Below are 17,156 nucleotides of genomic sequence, written 5' to 3'. Positions count from 1 at the left end.
GCTGGTCGCGCAGTTCCCCGCGCCCCTTGGGGGGTTGCCGTGCCGGTGTTTTGATGGCGGGGCTGCCTGGGGGATTCGTCTGCGGGTGCGGGGTGGCTGGTCGCGCAGTTCCCCGCGCCCCTTGGGGGGTTGCCGTGCCGGTGGCTACATGTTGCCCATGGGTTCGATGTCCACCTTCACCGGCGTGCCCCACACCCGCAGCACCTCGTAGTCGGTGAACTCGTGCACCAGTCGGTACGCCATCGCCGGGCGGGGGCCGCGCCGCTGGGCGTTCAGATACAGCTCGGCCTCCCGGCGGTCGTGGCGCGGGGTGCCGCACAGCTGCCACTCCCGGCCGTTCCACGCCTCCGGCAGCCACCGCTGCTGCGGCTGCGGCCGGTCCTCGCGCACGCCGTAGCGGGACGGCATCCGCTCCGCGCCGTCCACGGGCCGCGGCCGGCCGTACCCGCCGCCGACCTCGGCCCGCCGGGCCGCCCGCCGCCGCGTCTCGCACAGCAGGCACAGGTCCGGCGCGCTCTCGTCCACGGGGCCCTGCGGGTGCTCGGCGCAGCGGGTCGTCGGCGGCGCCGACGTCACGCTCTCCTCCAGCAGGTCCAGCGCCCGCCGCAGATCCGTCTTCACCTCGTGCAGCTTGGCGTCCGGGGTGTCGGCGGTGAGCGCCTCACCGTGCTCGCCGAGGAGCCGGAGGGCGCGCCCGAGGGCGGTGAGCTGCGCGTGGTTCATGTATCCGAGGGTAGGCCGCGACCGCCGCTTCGCGTGCCCGGGGAAGGCGGAGTCACTGTTCTGCGGACGCGTGGGCCGCCGCCAGGGCCGCGCGCAGATGGCCGTCGGACCGCTCCAGCAGGCGGGCCGCCGTCGGGCCGTCCACGTCGGCGAGCAGGGCCAGAATCGCGTTCTTGACCTCGCCGTCGGTGGCCGCGAGCGCCGCCTCGATCTCCTCCTCGCCCGCCCCGGTGGCGAGCGCGACGATCCGCCGGGAACGGGCGCGCAGCTTGGCGTTGGAGGCGCGCACGTCGACCATCAGGTTCCCGTAGGTCTTGCCGAGGCGGATCATCGTGATCGTCGACAGCATGTTCAGGACGAGCTTCTGCGCGGTGCCCGACTTCAGCCGGGTCGAGCCGGTGATCAGCTCCGGCCCCGCGACGATCTCGATCCCGTGATCGGCGGCCGCCGCGAGGGCACTGCCCGCGTTGCAGGCCAGCCCGATCGTCAGCGCTCCCCGCGAGCGGGCGTACTCGACCGCGCCGACGGCGTACGGGGTACGGCCGGAGGCGGAGACGCCGACCACGCTGTCGTCCGGCGTGAGTGCCAGCGCGTCCAGGTCGGCACGGGCCAGTTCCCTGGAGTCCTCGGCGCCCTCGACGGAGGTGACCATGGCCTCGGGACCGCCGGCGATGAGGCCGACGACCTGGCCGGGACGCGTGTTGAAGGTGGGCGGGCACTCGGAGGCGTCGAGCACACCGAGCCGTCCGGCGGTGCCGGCCCCGGCGTACACCAGGCGGCCGCCGCGGGACATCCGCTCGGCGACCGCGTCGATGGCGGCGGCGATCTGCGGCAGACAGGCGGCGACGGCACCGGGCACCCGGGCGTCCTCGGCGTTCATCAGCCGGGCGATCTCCAGGGTCGGCAACTGGTCGATCCCGGCGAGCTCGGGCCGGAAGGCTTCCGTGGTCAAGGAGTCGAGCTGGGTGCGCAGGTCGTGGGAGTGGGGGGCGGAGGTCATGGGAGGTACGGCTCTTTTCGGCTCGGGATGCGGGGTCCAACTCAGAGGCGGGGCCGCGTTCCAGCAGCGGCCGCGCCGCGTGGGCGCGAGCGACCACAACGAGCCCGCGGCTGCCCACGACCGTCAGTCCTACGGTCCGGTACGGCCCGGCTACCGCCGGTGCCGGTGCGCCAGCGCCTCGTACGACGCCGCCAGCGCCGGCCCCGCCGTGTCGTACGTGCGCTGCGCCACGCCCACGAACAGGCAGTCCACCACGAGCAGTTGGCTGGTCCGGGAGGACATCGCCGCAGGGCGCAGCTCGCTCTCCCGGGACGTGGAGGTGGTCAGCACATGGTCGGCGTACTGCGTGACATGGCTGTTGGGCCGTCCGGTGATCGCCACGGTGGTGGCGCCGTGCTCGAAGGCGACGCGCAGCGGTTCTATGACGTCGCCGGTGGAGCCGGAGTGGGTGATGGCGATCGCCACGTCCCCGGCGCGCAGCTGTACCGCGTTGGTGACGGCGAGGTGCGGGTCGCTGTGGGCGTGCGCGATCAGTCCTATGCGCAGGAGCTTCTGGGTGAGGTCCTGGGCGACCAGGCCGGAGGCGCCGATGCCGTACACGTCGGTGCGGCGGGCGGTGGCGAGCGCGGTGACGGCCGCGCCGAGCTGCCCGGTGTCGAGGCCGGCGGCGGTGTCGGCGAGGGTCTGCTGCTCGTCGTAGGCCAGTTTCGCCACGACGTCGGCGATCGGGTCGTCGACCGCGATGTCGGTGGTGATCGCGGGTGCGCGGCCGGACTGCTGCTGTGCGGCGAGGCCGGCGAGGGCCAGGCGCAGGTCGCGGTAGCCGGGGTAGCCGAGCAGGCGGGCGGTGCGCACGACCGTGGCCTCGCTGGTGCCGGTGCGTTCGGCGAGGCCGGTGACCGTGAGGGCGGCGCAGCCGGCCGGGTCGCTCGCGACGGCCTCGGCGACGCGCTGCATGGAACGGGTCATCGACGGGGCGAGCGTGCGCACCTTGGCGGCCAGCGCACCACCGAAAATTTCCTTCACATCCTGGCTCACCCCTGAAAGATATTTCCGGCTCGGTGCTCGGGGCAAGAGTGCGCACAATGGGGGCATGGATCCCATCAGCCCCCTGGAGCAGGCGCTGCACGCGGCCCGCGCGCGTGTGATGGCCGACCTGATCGCGCGTGAGGTCGCCGAGGCGGACGTGGTGTCGCTGGTCGAGGACTCGATCGCCCAGCGCCGCTGGTGGGTCGAGCAGTGGCCGGACGGGGTGGCCTACCTCCCCGGTCTGGTCGCGCAGGACGTGCAGGACGCGCTGCTGGAGCGGTACGGCCGGTGGCCGCTGTGCCCGGTGTGCGGCTCCGGCGACCCGCACGCCCTGGACGTCGAGCCCGAACTGGGGCCCGATCCGCACTGGGTGTGCCACAAGGCGGGGGTGAAGGTCGCCGCGGTGGGCCGTCTCGGCGGGGCCACGGGCGGGACGCTCTCCTCGTGACCGTGTACATCGACCCACCGATGTGGCCCGGGCACGGGCGTGTGTGGTCGCACCTGGTGAGCGATGTCTCGTACGACGAACTGCATGCCTTCGCCGACGCGTTGGGCGTGCCGCGGCGGGCCTTCGAGCGCGACCACTACGACATCCCCTCGCACCGGTACGGGGAGGCGGTCGCCGCCGGCGCGGTCGAGGTCAGCAGCCGCGAGGTGGTCCGGCTGCTCACGGAATCGGGCCTGCGCCGCCGCAAGGGCCGCACCCGGGCGTAGCCCCGCCACCAGGCCCCCCGGCGTGGCCCCGCCACCGGGCCCCCGGCGTGGCCCGCCATCAGGACACCGGCACGGCAACCCCCAAGGGGCGCGGGGAACTGCGCGACCAGCCACCCCGCACCCGCAGCCGGACGATGTCCGCAGGGACGCCGCCGCCCGCGCCCCGGGTCAGGACACCTCGCGGCGCAGCACGTACGCGAGCTGGGCGCCGTCGTCGCTGACCTGGGTGAAGCCGGCCCGGGTGATCACCGCGCGGGAAGGCTTGTTGTCCCGGTCGACGGTCGCGAAGACCACCCGCACGTCGCCCCGTTCGAGCGCCCAGTGCGCCAGCGCCCGCAGGGCCTCCGTCGCATAGCCCCGGCCGCGGGCGGAGGGGACGAGGTCGTAACCGACCTCCACGCGGCCGTCCTCGTCCGGTGTGCCGTGGAAGCCCATGCCGCCGACCGCGAGGCCGTCCTCCCGCCGGACGAGGACGAACATGCCGAACTCCGGCCGGTGCACGCCCGCCGCGTACGCCTGCGCCACCATCCCGGCCGCGTCCCGGGTGCCCTCGTAGGGCCCGTCCTCGTTCCAGGTGAAGCCGCCGTCGCCGCCCAGGTTCAGGTCCCGCGCGGACGCGGGGCGCACGCCGGTCAGGGTCAGCCGCTCGGTTGTGATGACCAGGTTGTTGCGCCAGCGCCACTCGGTGACCGGCGGGCGGTCGGGCAGCTCGCCGCGGCCGGTGGCCCACAGCAGGGTCGGCCAGGGCGCGGGGCCCGGCTTGACGTGCGGGAAGAGGCGGGTGAGCACGTCCTCGCACAGCTCGGCGGGCGGTTCGTAGGCGAAGCCGAGGCCCTCGGCGATGTCATGGGTGTGGAGCAGCACCTCGGCGATGCCCATCGCGGCGAAGCCCTCGCGGTCGGCGCTGCGGAACGGGTACGGGTGGAAGGCGCGCACCTGGGGCGGGGTCGCACGGACCGTGGTGGCGAGCAGGACGCCCATCGTCTCGATGACCTGGAGCAGCCCGGAGTTGTCCGGATCACCCTCGAGGACGAGCTCGACGGGCACGTAGTCCTCCTGGGCGCGGCCCGCCAACTGCCCGGCGTAGGCGAAGAGGTCCTCGGCGATGTGGAACGCCGTGCTGCGGCAGTCCCACTCCAGCCGGCCCGCCTTCGCCGCCGCCCAGTCCCGGTCCGCCACCGGCCGCAGCGCCGCGAGACAGCCCGCCACGGCCGCGTCCACCTGATCCCCGCCCCATGTCTCCATGAGCGGCACCCTAGGCGTCCGGCTCCCGCGCGGTCGACAGCATTTCCAGCTCGGAACGGAGGTTGTACCGGGCGGTCGCCTCCCAGTGCTCCGTCCCGTACGGCGTGCTGAACAGCCGTGGCAGCGCGAGCAGATGCCGCAGGACGTCCGAACGCCCGGCCCGGAAAGCGTCGTTCGGCACGAAGTGGTACTCCTCGCGCACGGCCGCGGTGTAGGCGGCGTACGCCGACGGCGGGGCCGCCAGGATCGCCAGGTCGGCGTCGCAGAGGACCTGACCGTTGCGGTCGTCGTCCGCCGGGTCGTGCCCGACGGTGAGCCGCACCAGCCGCGCCACCTCGGCGGTCCCCTGCTGCGAGAGCCCCGCCTCGGTCAGGGCGCGCTCGGCGAGCCGGGCGGAGCGCTCCTCGTTCGTGGACCGTTCGGGCAGGTAGACGGCGTCGTGGAACCAGGCGGCGAGCCGGACGAGGTCGGGGTCGTCGGCGTACTTCTCCAGCGTGTCGACGTGGTCGAGGACCGCGGTGAGGTGCGTGAGCGTGTGGTAGTGCCGCTGGGGTTCCTGCCAGTGGGCCAGCAGGCGGTCGGCGTAGGGCGCCGGGTCCGGGTCGGCGGACCCGCCTCGGGCCGCGGCCAGGGTGCGGGTGAAGCGGGCGCGCAGGGCATCGGGATCGGCCATGCCGACATTCTCCCGTCCGAGGGGGTACGCGCCCTAGCGTGGACGACATGACGACTGACGTACGTGACCCGGAACTGCCCGGACGGCTGCTGACCGCCGAGCGCGAGGTGCTGATCCCGCTGCTGCGTTCCCGCCCCGACGCCGACTTCGCGCTGCCTGCGGCGGCCTGTCCGGGCTGGTCGGTGCGGGATGTGCTGGCGCACTGCTCGGCCGCGCTGACGCGGGTGGTGGAAGGCCGCTTCGAGCCGGACGTGTTCTCGCCCGAGGCCAACGACCGGGACATCGCCGAGCGCGCCGAGTGGACGAACACGCAGGTGCTGGACGAATTGGAGCGCGGTATGACCCTGGCCGGACCCCTGATCGCCGCGGCGGGAGGGAAGCTGGACGGCCTCGCGCTGGGGGAGTGGGTGCACGCCGGTGACGTGCGGGACGCCTTCGGGGAGCCCGGCGCGTACGGCGGGCCCGGGCTGCCGTATGCCCTCGCCCTGCTGGTGCGGCGCACGCAGGAACGGGAGCACCTGCCGCTCCACGCGGACCTGGACGACGTCGACGAGCCGGTGCGGCTCGGCGCGATCGTGCCGGAGCGGCCGCCGGCCCGCTACATCGGGGACGCCGCGACGCTGGTCCGGCTGTACGCGGGCCGGCCGGTGAAGGCGGGCGGATACGAGCTGGCGGGGGCGCGGGAGGAGGAGCTGAACGTCTTCGGGTGAGTGACCGCGTTTCCCGTGATCCCGCTCGGCGTATCCTAAATTGGACTAGACCTGTAGTAGCCCGTCCGAGCCGACGAATGGGGTCCCATGAGCAAGCGCGCAGTCCTGGAGGTGATCGCCCTCGACGCGGCGGACGCCGTCGCCGCCCAGGCCGGAGGCGCGGACCGCCTCGAGCTGGTCACCGACATGGCCGCCGACGGGCTCACCCCGTCCGTGGACACCTTCACCGCGATCCGGTCCGCGGTCGACATCGACCTGCGGGTCATGCTGCGGCTCGCGGACGGTTTCGCGGCGGGGGACCTCCGGCGGCTGGTGGACACGGCCGGGGAACTGCGCGCGGCCGGCGCCGACCAGTTCGTGCTCGGGTTCCTCGACGCGGACGGCGGAGTGGACCTGGCGGCCGTCGAGCGGGTGGTGTCCGTGCTCGACGGCTGTCCCTGGACCTTTCACCGGGCCATCGACCACTGCGCCGACCGGGACGCGCTGCGCAAGGCGCTGGATGGGCTGCCCGGGCTGGACGCGTTCCTCACGGCGGGGGCCGCGTCCGGCGTGGACGCCGGGATGCCGACGCTGCTCGCGGAGGCGGGGCGGTACGAGCAGCGGATCCTGGTGGGCGGGGGGCTGCGGCTGGAGCATGTGCCGGCGCTGCTGACCGCGGGGATCGACGCGTTCCACATCGGCGGGGCGGCGCGCTCCGCGGGGTGGGCCGGACCGGTTTCCGAAGGGGCCGTGCGGGAGTGGCGCGGGGTGCTGGACGCGGGGTAGCGGCGTGGGGGTTCGGCCGGGGCGCGGGGCGGGTGCGTGGTGGCTGGTCGCGCAGTTCCCCGCGCCCCTGGGGAACCGCAGGTCCGCCGGCTGTGACTCAGGCCCCGCGCCCCGGGCCGGCTGCATTCAGCCCAGCTGATCCGGCAGGGGTGCCGTGTGCGTCACGATCAGGCCTGAGACCGCCCTTGTCAGGGCCACGTACAGGCGCCGCAGGCCCGTGCGCTCGTCGGGCTCGCCGCCGACCACCGCCCGGGGCTCGTCCAGCACCACGTAGTCGTACTCGAGGCCCTTGGCCAGGGAGGCCGGGACCAGCGTCAGGCGGGTGTCCGGGGTGGTCTCCTCGCCCGGGGCGAGATACGTCAGGCCCGCCGCCGTCAGCGCCTCGGCCAGCGCCGGGACGCGCGCGTCGGCGGCGATGAGGCCGATGGACCCCTCGTGGCGCAGCAGTTCCCCGCAGGCGGCGACGGTGTCCGCGGCCCCCTCGACCGGGCGGACCTCGAAGAAGCCCGGGTTCTCCCGGACCGAGGCGACCGGGGTCAGGCCGGGCGCGATGTGGGGCAGCAGCCGGGAGGCGTAGGCGATGACGTCCGTCGGCACACGGAAACCGGCGGTCAGCTCCTCCACGACGGCGTCGGACTTGCCCAGGTGCGCCAGCGCCTCGGTCCAGCTGCGGGTCGCCCACGGCGTCGTGCCCTGGGCCAGGTCGCCGAGGACGGTCGCCGAGCCGGTGGTGCAGCGCCGGCCCACCGCCCGGTACTGCATGGGGGACAGGTCCTGCGCCTCGTCCAGGACCACGTGCCCGAGGGAGTGCGTGCGCAGGATCAGGTCGGACGCCTCGTCGATCAGTACGGCGTCGGCGGGCGACCACTTCGCCGACTTCGCGCTGCGGGCCGGCCGCGCCCACAGGATCGCCTTCTGCTCCTCGTCGCTCAGCACTCCCCGCGCGTGCTCGGCGAGGAACTCCGCGTCGGACAGCAGCCGCAGCACGAGCTTCGCCGGGTCGACGGCCGGCCAGATCGTCTTCACCGCCGCCTTCACCGCCGTGTTGCGGGCCACCGCGTCCTGCACCCGGTCGTCGGGGGCCTCCCCGGCGCGCTCCATCTGCACCAGCACCGCGTGCGCGATCCGCTGCGGCAGCGCCTCGCGGGCGGCGCCGTAGCGGATGCCGCGCTCCAGCAACTCCCGTACCAGTTCCTCGATCTCGTACGCCGCCATCCGCCAGCGGCGCGAGCCGCGCACCACGACCACCGGCTCGGTGGGCATCGTGACGTGGGAGTACAGGGCGCGCCGGAGCACCTCGGCCATCCGGGCGTCGCCCTTGACCACGGCGGCGTCCGCGTCGTCCACGCCGCGGACGTCCACGACGGCGACGAGGTCGTCCACCGTGGCCTGCTGCACGGTCAGCTCGCCCAGCGCGGGCAGCACCTGCTCGATGTAGTGCAGGAAGCTCTTGTTCGGCCCGATCACGAGGGTGCCGGTACGGGCGAGGCGCTCCCGGTGGGCGTACAGCAGATAGGCGACGCGGTGCAGGCCGACGGCCGTCTTGCCGGTGCCGGGGCCGCCCTGCACGCACACCGTGCCGCTCAGCCCGCTGCGGACGATCTCGTCCTGCTCGGGCTGGATGGTGGCGACGATGTCCCGCATCGGGCCGACGCGCGGCCGCTCGATCTCCTGCTGGAGCAGCCGGCTGGTCCGCGCCGTCTCCGCCGGGTCCGACAGGTGCTCGTCCTCGTACGCGGTCAGCTCACCGCCGGTGTAGCCGAAGCGGCGGCGCAGCGCGATGTCCATCGGGTCCTTCTTGGAGGCCCGGTAGAACGGCTGCGAGACGGGGGCGCGCCAGTCGATGACCATGGGGTCGCCGGCCGCGTCGTGCACATGCCGCCGCCCGATGTAGAAGCGCTCCCCCTCCGCGCCCTCGGCCTGCTCGGCACCGGGCGCGTGCTGGTAGTCGAGGCGGCCGAAGAACAGCGGGGTGTCGCTGAGGTCGGCGAGCGCCTTGATGCGGTCGTCGATCTGGCGGGCGAGGACCTGGGCGTTGACCCAGTTCGCGGCGACGTCGGTGATGTCGAGGGCCTCGACGTCCGCACGCATCGCACGCAGGGCGGCACGGGAGGCGGCGAGATGCGCTCGTTCCCGGGCCAGTGGGTCGTCGGCGGACAGGGACACGGGCGTGGACAAGGGGATGCCTCCGGAAGGACCTGCGCGGGGGTGACTCCTGGACTTCTCCGGCCGGTTGCCGACCGGCCGGCGGCGCTCCCGGGCGAGGGGAGGCGGGCAAGAGCGGAGATTCTAGGCGACGGGGCGGGACCCGGGCCAACGAATATCCGAAGCCGGGCCGCCGCACAGCCGGAGCCGGGCCGAGCGCGCGTCCGGCACCGGGCCGAGCACGCGTCCGGCACTGGGCCGCCCGCACGTCCGTCACCGGGCCGCCGCACATCCGGCACCGGGCCGCCGCGCAGCCCGCGCGGTGATCGATCCCTTAGGGGACGCGTCCGCCCCGGCCTAGGGGAAACGGACGCCCGCAGACCGACGACAGCCTTATGTCCGTAATCGCACCATGGAGACATGACCACTGCGACCTTCAGCCCAGCCCCCGGGCGCCCCTCCGGCGCCACCCCGATAGCCGCCGGCCACCGCCACCTGCTCGGCGACGCCCTGCGCGCGGTCAAGGTCTACGCCCGCGCCGCCTTCGACGTGATCATCCTCGGTGAGTACGGCGAGGAGGCGGGCGTACGCCGCCGCTACGGACCGCGGCTGAGTACGCCGACGCCGCCGGGGTGAGTACCCGCGCCGGTGCGCGGGGCCCCGCCCGGCGGCTTGACTTCGGCCATGGCCACACAGCACTTCGCACCCCTGCCGGCCCCCGAGGCCGACCGTGACGGGCTGGCCTGGATCGCGCCCGGCGTCGCCACGGCCGCTCTGGGGGTCCTCGGACCGGCCGCGCTGGTCTTCGGCGGGCTGTCGGCCATGGCCACCGACGCCTGCGGCCCGGACGACTGCTCGCAGTCCCTGGAGACCTCGCTGGCGCTGATCGACGGCACTCTCTCGTACGGCGGTTTCGCCACCCTCGCGGCCTGGCTCACCGCCTGGCTGCTGCCGTGGCGGCGCCGCTGGTCCCGGCTGCGGGCCTCGCTGGCGGCCGCGTCCGTGCTGCCGCCGCTGTTCGTCCTGCTGCTGGTGTTCTCGCTCCCCGCGGGATGACCGGGCCGTCCGCTCGGCCCACCCGGCCGGGAGGCCTCAGGCGTCCTCCGCCAGCAGCTCGTCCGCGTCCATGATCCGGTACGCGTAGCCCTGCTCCGCCAGGAAGCGCTGGCGGTGGGCGGCGAAGTCCTGATCGAGGGTGTCGCGGGCGACGACCGAGTAGAAGTGCGCCTGGTGGCCGTCCGCCTTCGGCCGCAGCACGCGACCCAGCCGCTGTGCCTCCTCCTGCCGCGACCCGAACGTCCCGGACACCTGGACGGCGACCGTCGCCTCCGGCAGGTCGATGGAGAAGTTCGCGACCTTGGAGACCACCAGCACGTTGATCTCCCCGGCCCGGAAGGCGTCGAAGAGCTTCTCGCGCTGCGCGTTGGACGTCTCGCCCTTGATCACCGGCGCGCCCAGGTGCTCGCCCAGCTCGTCGAGCTGGTCGATGTACTGCCCGATGACGAGGATCTGCTGCCCGGCGAACCGCCGCACGATCGCCTCGGTCACCTTCCGCTTGGTGTCCGTCGTCGCGCAGAACCGGTACTTCTCCTCCGCCTCGGCGGTCGCGTACGCGAGGCGCTCGGAGTCGGTCAGGTTCACCCGGACCTCGACGCAGTCGGCGGGCGCGATGTAGCCCTGCGCCTCGATCTCCTTCCACGGCGCGTCGAACCGCTTCGGTCCGATCAGGGAGAACACGTCCGACTCCCGGCCGTCCTCGCGGACCAGCGTCGCGGTCAGACCGAGGCGCCGCCGTGCCTGGAGGTCGGCGGTGAACTTGAACACCGGCGCCGGCAGCAGATGCACCTCGTCGTAGACGATCAGGCCCCAGTCCCGGGAGTCGAACAGCTCCAGGTGCGGGTAGACGCCCTTCCTCCGGGTCGTCAGCACCTGGTACGTGGCGATGGTGACGGGCCGGATCTCCTTGCGCGTCCCGCTGTACTCGCCGACCTCGTCCTCGGTCAGGCTCGTGCGCTTGACCAGCTCGTGCTTCCACTGCCGGGCCGAGACGGTGTTGGTGACGAGGATCAGCGTCGTGGACTTGGCCTGGGACATCGCCCCGGCCCCCACCAGCGTCTTCCCCGCGCCGCACGGCAGCACGACGACACCGCTGCCGCCGTGCCAGAAGTTCTCCACGGCCTGCTTCTGGTAGGGGCGCAGCGCCCACCCGTCCTCGTGCAGCTCGATCGGGTGCGCCTCACCGTCGACGTACCCGGCGAGGTCCTCCGCCGGCCAGCCGAGCTTCAGCAGGGTCTGCTTGATCTGCCCGCGCTCGGAGGGGTGCACGATCACGGTGTCCGGGTCGATCCGCGCCCCGACCAGCGGCGCGATCCGCTTGGAGCGCAGCACCTCCTCCAGCACCGGCCGGTCGGTGCTGGTGAGCACCAGCCCGTGCGCCGGGTGCTTGTGCAGGGTCAGCCGCCCGTAGCGGTCCATGGTCTCGGCGATGTCGACGAGCAGCGCGTGCGGCACCGGATAGCGGCTGTACTGCACGAGCGCGTCCACGACCTGCTCGGCGTCGTGCCCGGCGGCACGCGCGTTCCACAGACCGAGCGGCGTCAGCCGGTAGGTGTGGATGTGCTCCGGCGCCCGCTCCAGCTCGGCGAACGGCGCGATGGCCCGACGGCACTCGTCGGCCTGCTCGTGGTCGACCTCCAGGAGCAGCGTCTTGTCGGACTGGACGATCAGAGGTCCGTTCACGCGCGGCACACACCCTTTCCACAACGGCCCAAACGTCCAGTGTGCCGCACCCCGGGCTCAGTCGTCCGCGAGCTCCGCCACGCCCGTGATCCGGTGGAGGGGAAACGTGCGGACTTCGTCCGCGGTGTGGTCGTACGCCGTCACGAAGCCGCCCTCGACCCTGACCGGGGCGATGACCCGCTGGCTGGCGGCGCCCTCGGCGTTGACGAAGCCGATCCACACGGCCTCGCCGCTCAGGCAGGCGGCCTGCATGGTGGCGAGGGTCTCGGCGGACGAGGTCCGCGGCATCTCACCCGGTGCCGGAGTGCCCGCGCTCGGCTTGCGGGGTGCCGTGGAGGCGAGGTCGCCCGCGCGGATGGCCCGGATCGCGGCCGTCAGCAGCGTGGCGTCCGGCACCGGCGGCCCGTCCGGCACCGGCTCCGGAGCGGTACGCGGCGGGGTGCGGTGCACGTCGGCCCGCGCGATCAGCACATCGCCCTCCGCGGACTCGGCGGCCGGCGCGAACCCCATCGCCCGCAGCCCCTCCAGCAGCGCCGCCGGATCGGCCTGCGTGGCCAGCACCGTCGGCGCGAGGCGCCGCAGCCGCAGCCCGGCGGCCCGCCGGTCGGCGAGGATCTCGTTCAGCAGGGCGTCGTCGTCGCAGCGCACATACGCCGAGGCGGCCCCCACCCGCAGATGCCCGTGCTTGCGGGCCACGTCGTCGATCAGATACGCCAGCGGCTGCGGCACCGGCGTACGCGAGTGCGCGGTGAGGAAGGCGTGCAGGTCGGCCGCGGTCTGTCCGGCGTCCAGCGCCCGCCGCACGGAGGCGGGCGTGAACCGGTACACGGTCGCACCACCCTTCGACTCCACGTCCGCGAGCACATCGAGCATGTCCGCGAGCGGCCGCTGCAACGGCCCCGGCGCCACGGCCGTCAGGTCGGCCTGCAACAGCACGTGGTCCAGCGGCTCGGGCAGCAGCGGCGCGAGCAGACGGGTGGCGGCGGCGGTGGCGGCGGCCTGCTCACCCGGGGTGAGGGGGGCGACGAACCGCGGTCGGTGGTGGTGGACGGGCAGCTTGTCGCCCGGCCCCTCGGGCTCCTCCCGCGCTCCCTCCGCCACGGGCGCCCCCAGCAGCGCCCGCCCGTGAGCCGACAGCGCGCCGCGCCCGGTCACCCCGATCAGCTCGGCCTCGCTCAGCGTCCACTGGGCGAGCCGCGTCCGCAGGTCCTCCTCGCGCCGCTGCGGACGCTCCCAGCGCAGCCGCTCCAGCACCGACCCGGCGACCGGGGCCGCGCCCTCCGGCAGCGCGGCGAGCAGCGTCAGGACGCGGTGCCGTACCTCGGGGGCCGCGGACCGGTCGAGCCCCGGGCCGAGCGCGGCCAGGGTCCGCTCCTTGGCGTCCCGGCCGCCGACCAGCCCGGACGTCCGGGTGGCCGCGAGCCACGCCTCGGCGAGCCGCCCCCACCGCTCGGCGGGCGGCAGCTCCCGCCACTCGTCGTACGCCGGAGTGGCCGCGTACCGCTCGTCGGCCTCGCCGTCGGAGGCGACCAGGCCGGCGGCGTACGCCAGCTCCACCCAGAAAGCGGCCACGGGCTCGGAGACGTCCAGGGCGACCGCGGTCCGCTTGAGGTCCCGCACGCTGAGCCCGCCGGCCCGCAGCACGGCGGGCCCGCCCTCGTCCCACTCCTTCAGCAGCTCCTCGACGGTCGCCAGCGCGGTCAGCGCCTGCCCGGCGGCCGTACTGTCCACAACCTGTGGACGGTGTACGGCACCGGCGGCCACCACCGGCGGCACCGGCTCCGGCTCCCGGTGCGCCCGCCCGCCCCGCAGATGCAGGGCCACCTCCCGGGGCAGTACGACGGTCCCGGGCGCCGTCGGCAGCAGCAGCCCTCTGTCCAGCAGCCACCGCAGATGCGCCGCGGGATCGGCCGTGACCTGCCCGTAGGGCGGCCCCCACACCAGCCGTTCCAGCACCTCGCGCGCCTCCGCGGGGGCCTTGGCCAGCAGGCGCCTCATCCGCGTGCGGTGTGTGAACAGGGCGGTCAGCGCGGCCACGGCGGACACCGAGTCATGCGTCGAGGGCAGCCCGGCGGCGGTGACGATCTCCTGGATCCGCCCCGGCGACATCCCGGCCGTCGCCTCCTGCACGGTCGGCCCGAGGCCGGTCGGCGACGGATGCTGCGGGGAGGGGGCGAGCAGCTCACGGGCGGTGCGCACCAGCCGCAGCCGGTCGTCACCGCCCCACACCAGCGCCTGCTCGCGCAGCACACCGAGGGCGTGCGGCAGCGCGGCGACGACGGCCGCGCCCCGCTCGTCACCGGCCATCAGCCCGAGCAGCTCCTCGTACGTCGCCGGGTCACCCGCGACGGCCAGCGCCTGGGCGGTCTGCAGCGCGAACCGGTCCAGCCGCTCCAGCGCCCGCACCACGCTCGCCCGCGTACCGGCACGGGTGGCGAGCTGCGTGAGGTCCGTCGGGACGGGGGTGATCAGATCGGGACGGCTGCGCAGGAGGGCGGCGAGGGAGGCGTCCTCACGCCCACGGAGCGCTTCCGCGAGGGAGCGGGGTGCCGGAGTGTCCTCGATGCTCATCCGAACCACGTTAGCGGTTCCCCCGCCGACCCCCGTCGTGAAACCGACGGCACGACAGCCAACCCGGGAACGCGGAGAACGGCGGGGGCCCACTGTGAAACCGACGGCACGACAGCCAACCCGGGGGCGCGGGGAACTGCGCGACCAGCCCCCACCCACCCGCAGACGAACGACGACCCCCCGGCGGGACGCGCGACCCGACGGCACGACAGCCAACTCAGGGGCGCGGGGAACTGCGCGACCAGCCCCCACCCCACCCGCAGACGAACGACGACCCCCCGGCGGGACGCGCGACGACCCTCGGGGGACGCGCGACCACCCCCGCAGGACGCGCTACCGTCGTCCAACGGGGCATCAGAAACACACGCACCCCCGGAGGGACTTCGTGGGGATCGAGAGCGACAAGGTCGTCTACGAGTACTTGAGCCGCGTCGGCGACGTGGCGCAGCAGCGTCAGCTGCCGTCCGCCACCCGCATGCGCCTCGTCGCCGGCCTGCGCGACGAGATCGACAAACGCCGCGCCAGGACCGTGGTCGACAGCCCGGCCGCCGTGCGCCGCATCATCGAGCGGCTCGGCACCCCCGACGACCTCGTCGCGGCCGCCGGCGGCGCCACCGGCCCCACGCCCCCCTCCACGGCCGTACCCGAGCAGCGCGACGGCGGCACCGCCGCCGCAGCGGCCGAGCCCCCCACGCGCCGCGCCCGGTTCGTCCCCCGCCCCCGCCCCACCGCCCCGCCGGCGGCCCCCGCCTCCGCCCCCTCCCCGCCCCACCTCGCGAGCGCCGCCGAGCTGGGCGGGCCCGCCGTACCCCCCGACTGGTGGCGCACGGACTTCAGCGACGAGGTCCCCGGCTTCACCGGCGGCGTCGAGATCCCCGACCTCCTCAAGCCACCCCCACGACCACAGCGGGACGAGCCGGACGAGCGGGAGGAGCCGGCCGCCCCCGCGCCGGAGGCGGCAGCGGAGGACGACGCGGACGCGCCGGTGCGCCGCCGCCTGTTCGCCCGGCCCGCCGGCCGTTGGCGCAACCCCCTGCTCCTCCTCGCCGCGGCCGCCCTCGTCGCGGGCGCCGTGCTCGGCAACGGGTTCGCGCTGCTGGCGGGCTGGCTGATCGCCTACGCCTCCCGCCGCCTGACCCGGGCGGAGGCGAAGTGGGCGGTGCTGGGCCTGCCCGGCGCGGCCCTGGCCGCGGGGCTGGTGTGGCTGTGGGGCCGCACCCAGGGCCGCTGGGGCACCCCCATCGCCGACGGCCATATGAACGAGGCGATCGCCGGGACCTGGCCGTGGGTCGTGCGCGGCGCGGCGGTGGCGTCGGCCCTGTTCCTGGTCTGGCGCTCCCAGAAGGAACGCTGACCCGGCCCCGCCGTACGGACCGTCCCGGCGGCGCGGGGACGCGGCGGCCACCCGGCACAATGTCCCTCATGACTGCCCAGGCCCCCGCCGCCCCCACCGTCGGCTTCGACCTCGACATGACCCTGATCGACTCCCGTCCCGGCATCCGCGCCTGCTACCAGGCGCTGTCGGAGCGGACCGGCACCTATGTCGACGCCGATCTCGCGGTGACCCGCCTGGGCCCGCCGCTCGCCGACGAACTGGCGAACTGGTTCCCGGCGGACGAGGTGGCCGAGGTCGCCGACCTGTACCGCGCGATGTATCCGACGTACGCCGTGGCCGCCACCCCCGCCCTGCCCGGCGCCCGGGAGGCGATAGCGGCGGTGCGCCGGGCCGGGGGACGCGCGATCGTCGTCACGGCGAAGTACGAGCCGAACGCGAAACTGCACGTCGATCACCTCGGGCTGGAGCCCGACGAGGTGATCGGCGATCTGTGGGCGGAGCGCAAGGCGGAGGCGCTGCGCGCGCACGGCGCGAGCGTGTACGTCGGCGACCACCTCGGTGATGTGCGAGGCGCCCGGACGGCCGGGGCACTGTCGGTGGCGGTGGCGACCGGTCCGTGCGCGCCGGAGGAACTCCGCGCGGCCGGCGCGGACGTGATCCTCGCCGATCTCACGGAATTCCCGCGGTGGCTCGCCGCCTACCTCGACGGCGTGCCGGAGGCGGCCCGCGCCTGACGCCGCCCCGCCGCGACCGAGCGCAGCACGCCGGCCCCCGCGAGAACGAACCCGACGGCCATGAGCATGCTCAAGCCGAACATGTACGTCGGAAAAGGCGACGTTCCGAAGAACAACGGGGCAACGGTGACCAGTGTGGCCACGGCACCGATGAAGAAGACGATCGCACCGGCACGGATCAGCCGATCACCGGGCGCGGCGGAATTCGGTTGGGTTTTGTCACGCACCCGACCAGGGTAGTTCCCAGCGCGAAGGAACAACCGGGCGACGTCTTGTCAGCCGCCCGAAGACCATTAGCCTTGGAACCGGCGGGTCAAGGTCGACCCGCCTGGGTTGTTATTGAGCAGCTTTCCGACGAGTACGAGGACGAGGACAGACGTGCCTACCGGCAAGGTCAAGTGGTTCAACAGTGAGAAGGGCTTCGGCTTTCTCTCCCGCGACGACGGCGGTGACGTCTTCGTTCATTCCTCGGTCCTCCCCGCCGGAGTCGAGACCCTCAAGCCCGGTCAGCGCGTGGAGTTCGGCGTGGTCGCCGGACAGCGCGGCGACCAGGCGCTCTCCCTGACCGTACTCGACCCGACCCCGTCGGTCGCGGCCGCGACCCGCAAGAAGCCCGACGAACTGGCCTCCATCGTCCAGGACCTGACGACCCTTCTGGAGAACGTCACCCAGACCCTGGAACGCGGCCGCTACCCCGAGAAGACCGCCGGAAAGAAGGTGGCCGGGCTGCTGCGCGCGGTGGCCGACCAGCTCGACGTCTGATCCCGGCACC

Annotated in this window: 18 protein-coding genes; 9 read left to right on the top strand and 9 right to left on the bottom strand. The window is 74.2% G+C overall.

What is annotated here, in order from left to right; all coding sequences use genetic code 11:
* Positions 1-144 precede the first annotated feature (144 nt).
* The 3 genes from AB0E88_RS18515 to AB0E88_RS18505 all read right to left on the bottom strand — a co-directional run bounded on the left by AB0E88_RS18515 (position 145) and on the right by AB0E88_RS18505 (position 2,761).
* Entirely contained in the window at positions 145-723 is a 579-nt protein-coding gene (locus AB0E88_RS18515; RefSeq protein ID WP_361631508.1) for a hypothetical protein, read from the bottom strand.
* 52 nt (positions 724-775) lie between these two features.
* Positions 776-1,723 carry an N-acetylmuramic acid 6-phosphate etherase gene (murQ, locus tag AB0E88_RS18510; protein ID WP_361631506.1) on the bottom strand — a complete coding sequence of 316 codons (948 nt, stop codon included), beginning with the start codon at positions 1,721-1,723 and terminating at the stop codon, positions 776-778.
* 150 nt (positions 1,724-1,873) lie between these two features.
* Positions 1,874-2,761, bottom strand: a complete 888-nt coding sequence (locus AB0E88_RS18505) for a MurR/RpiR family transcriptional regulator (protein ID WP_361631504.1) — start codon at positions 2,759-2,761, stop codon at positions 1,874-1,876.
* 55 nt (positions 2,762-2,816) lie between these two features.
* Here AB0E88_RS18505 and AB0E88_RS18500 point away from each other — a divergent pair, with 55 nt between their 5' ends.
* Positions 2,817-3,200, top strand: a complete 384-nt coding sequence (locus AB0E88_RS18500) for a hypothetical protein (RefSeq protein WP_361631502.1) — start codon at positions 2,817-2,819, stop codon at positions 3,198-3,200.
* Positions 3,197-3,466, top strand: a complete 270-nt coding sequence (locus AB0E88_RS18495) for a DUF4031 domain-containing protein (RefSeq protein ID WP_361631500.1) — start codon at positions 3,197-3,199, stop codon at positions 3,464-3,466. Before AB0E88_RS18500 ends, AB0E88_RS18495 begins: the two co-directional genes overlap by 4 nt.
* A gap of 168 nt (positions 3,467-3,634) precedes the next feature.
* Here AB0E88_RS18495 and AB0E88_RS18490 read toward each other — a convergent pair whose 3' ends face one another.
* The gene (locus tag AB0E88_RS18490) at positions 3,635-4,711 is read right to left on the bottom strand and encodes a GNAT family N-acetyltransferase (RefSeq protein WP_361631498.1); all 1,077 of its coding nucleotides are present in this window, start codon (positions 4,709-4,711) and stop codon (positions 3,635-3,637) included.
* Positions 4,712-4,721: 10 nt separating this feature from the next.
* A complete protein-coding gene (locus tag AB0E88_RS18485) occupies positions 4,722-5,384 on the bottom strand; it encodes a hypothetical protein (protein ID WP_361631496.1) in 663 nt (220 codons plus the stop codon).
* A 47-nt stretch (positions 5,385-5,431) separates the two neighbouring features.
* Here AB0E88_RS18485 and AB0E88_RS18480 point away from each other — a divergent pair, with 47 nt between their 5' ends.
* A complete protein-coding gene (locus AB0E88_RS18480; RefSeq protein ID WP_361631494.1) occupies positions 5,432-6,094 on the top strand; it encodes a maleylpyruvate isomerase family mycothiol-dependent enzyme in 663 nt (220 codons plus the stop codon).
* 87 nt (positions 6,095-6,181) lie between these two features.
* On the top strand, positions 6,182-6,859 hold the full coding sequence (locus AB0E88_RS18475; protein WP_361631492.1) for a copper homeostasis protein CutC: 678 nt from the start codon (positions 6,182-6,184) through the stop codon (positions 6,857-6,859).
* A gap of 126 nt (positions 6,860-6,985) precedes the next feature.
* Here the strand turns inward: AB0E88_RS18475 and AB0E88_RS18470 are convergent, their stop codons facing one another.
* Positions 6,986-9,037 carry a UvrD-helicase domain-containing protein gene (locus AB0E88_RS18470; protein WP_361631490.1) on the bottom strand — a complete coding sequence of 684 codons (2,052 nt, stop codon included), beginning with the start codon at positions 9,035-9,037 and terminating at the stop codon, positions 6,986-6,988.
* A 387-nt stretch (positions 9,038-9,424) separates the two neighbouring features.
* Between AB0E88_RS18470 and AB0E88_RS18465 the strand changes: the two genes are divergently transcribed.
* Together AB0E88_RS18465 and AB0E88_RS18460 are read left to right on the top strand one after the other, a co-directional pair.
* Positions 9,425-9,640 (top strand): hypothetical protein, encoded by a 216-nt coding sequence (locus tag AB0E88_RS18465; protein ID WP_361631488.1) that lies wholly within the window; start codon positions 9,425-9,427, stop codon positions 9,638-9,640.
* 48 nt (positions 9,641-9,688) lie between these two features.
* Complete coding sequence (locus tag AB0E88_RS18460) at positions 9,689-10,060, top strand: hypothetical protein (protein WP_361631486.1); 372 nt, start codon at positions 9,689-9,691, stop codon at positions 10,058-10,060.
* 36 nt (positions 10,061-10,096) lie between these two features.
* Here the strand turns inward: AB0E88_RS18460 and AB0E88_RS18455 are convergent, their stop codons facing one another.
* Together AB0E88_RS18455 and AB0E88_RS18450 are read right to left on the bottom strand one after the other, a co-directional pair.
* Positions 10,097-11,743: a DNA repair helicase XPB gene (locus AB0E88_RS18455; protein WP_361631484.1), complete on the bottom strand. Its 1,647-nt coding sequence runs from the start codon at positions 11,741-11,743 to the stop codon at positions 10,097-10,099.
* A gap of 57 nt (positions 11,744-11,800) precedes the next feature.
* On the bottom strand, positions 11,801-14,314 hold the full coding sequence (locus AB0E88_RS18450; RefSeq protein WP_361631482.1) for a helicase-associated domain-containing protein: 2,514 nt from the start codon (positions 14,312-14,314) through the stop codon (positions 11,801-11,803).
* 385 nt (positions 14,315-14,699) lie between these two features.
* Between AB0E88_RS18450 and AB0E88_RS18445 the strand changes: the two genes are divergently transcribed.
* Positions 14,700-15,668, top strand: coding sequence for a hypothetical protein (locus AB0E88_RS18445; protein ID WP_361631480.1), 969 nt, complete (start codon positions 14,700-14,702; stop codon positions 15,666-15,668).
* A 68-nt stretch (positions 15,669-15,736) separates the two neighbouring features.
* Positions 15,737-16,384 carry a haloacid dehalogenase-like hydrolase gene (locus AB0E88_RS18440; RefSeq protein WP_361631478.1) on the top strand — a complete coding sequence of 216 codons (648 nt, stop codon included), beginning with the start codon at positions 15,737-15,739 and terminating at the stop codon, positions 16,382-16,384.
* Here AB0E88_RS18440 and AB0E88_RS18435 read toward each other — a convergent pair.
* A complete protein-coding gene (locus AB0E88_RS18435) occupies positions 16,348-16,611 on the bottom strand; it encodes a hypothetical protein (protein ID WP_361631476.1) in 264 nt (87 codons plus the stop codon). The genes AB0E88_RS18440 and AB0E88_RS18435 overlap by 37 nt on opposite strands.
* A gap of 151 nt (positions 16,612-16,762) precedes the next feature.
* Between AB0E88_RS18435 and AB0E88_RS18430 the strand changes: the two genes are divergently transcribed.
* A complete protein-coding gene (locus tag AB0E88_RS18430) occupies positions 16,763-17,146 on the top strand; it encodes a cold-shock protein (protein ID WP_361631474.1) in 384 nt (127 codons plus the stop codon).
* Positions 17,147-17,156 lie beyond the last annotated feature (10 nt).

This window comes from Streptomyces sp. NPDC028635, assembly GCF_040637635.1.
Classification (GTDB): Bacteria; Actinomycetota; Actinomycetes; order Streptomycetales; family Streptomycetaceae; genus Streptomyces.
This window is presented reverse-complemented; position numbering and strand designations above follow the sequence as displayed.

What these genes read in the sequence shown, in the direction of transcription:
- AB0E88_RS18515 (WP_361631508.1), bottom strand. Translation starts at nt 723, where the DNA reads ATGAACCACGCGCAGCTCACCGCCCTCGGGCGCGCCCTCCGGCTCCTC.
- murQ (WP_361631506.1), bottom strand. Translation starts at nt 1,723, where the DNA reads ATGACCTCCGCCCCCCACTCCCACGACCTGCGCACCCAGCTCGACTCC.
- AB0E88_RS18500 (WP_361631502.1), top strand. Translation starts at nt 2,817, where the DNA reads ATGGATCCCATCAGCCCCCTGGAGCAGGCGCTGCACGCGGCCCGCGCG.
- AB0E88_RS18490 (WP_361631498.1), bottom strand. Translation starts at nt 4,711, where the DNA reads ATGGAGACATGGGGCGGGGATCAGGTGGACGCGGCCGTGGCGGGCTGT.
- AB0E88_RS18485 (WP_361631496.1), bottom strand. Translation starts at nt 5,384, where the DNA reads ATGGCCGATCCCGATGCCCTGCGCGCCCGCTTCACCCGCACCCTGGCC.
- AB0E88_RS18480 (WP_361631494.1), top strand. Translation starts at nt 5,432, where the DNA reads ATGACGACTGACGTACGTGACCCGGAACTGCCCGGACGGCTGCTGACC.
- AB0E88_RS18475 (WP_361631492.1), top strand. Translation starts at nt 6,182, where the DNA reads ATGAGCAAGCGCGCAGTCCTGGAGGTGATCGCCCTCGACGCGGCGGAC.
- AB0E88_RS18465 (WP_361631488.1), top strand. Translation starts at nt 9,425, where the DNA reads ATGACCACTGCGACCTTCAGCCCAGCCCCCGGGCGCCCCTCCGGCGCC.
- AB0E88_RS18460 (WP_361631486.1), top strand. Translation starts at nt 9,689, where the DNA reads ATGGCCACACAGCACTTCGCACCCCTGCCGGCCCCCGAGGCCGACCGT.
- AB0E88_RS18450 (WP_361631482.1), bottom strand. Translation starts at nt 14,314, where the DNA reads ATGAGCATCGAGGACACTCCGGCACCCCGCTCCCTCGCGGAAGCGCTC.
- AB0E88_RS18440 (WP_361631478.1), top strand. Translation starts at nt 15,737, where the DNA reads ATGACTGCCCAGGCCCCCGCCGCCCCCACCGTCGGCTTCGACCTCGAC.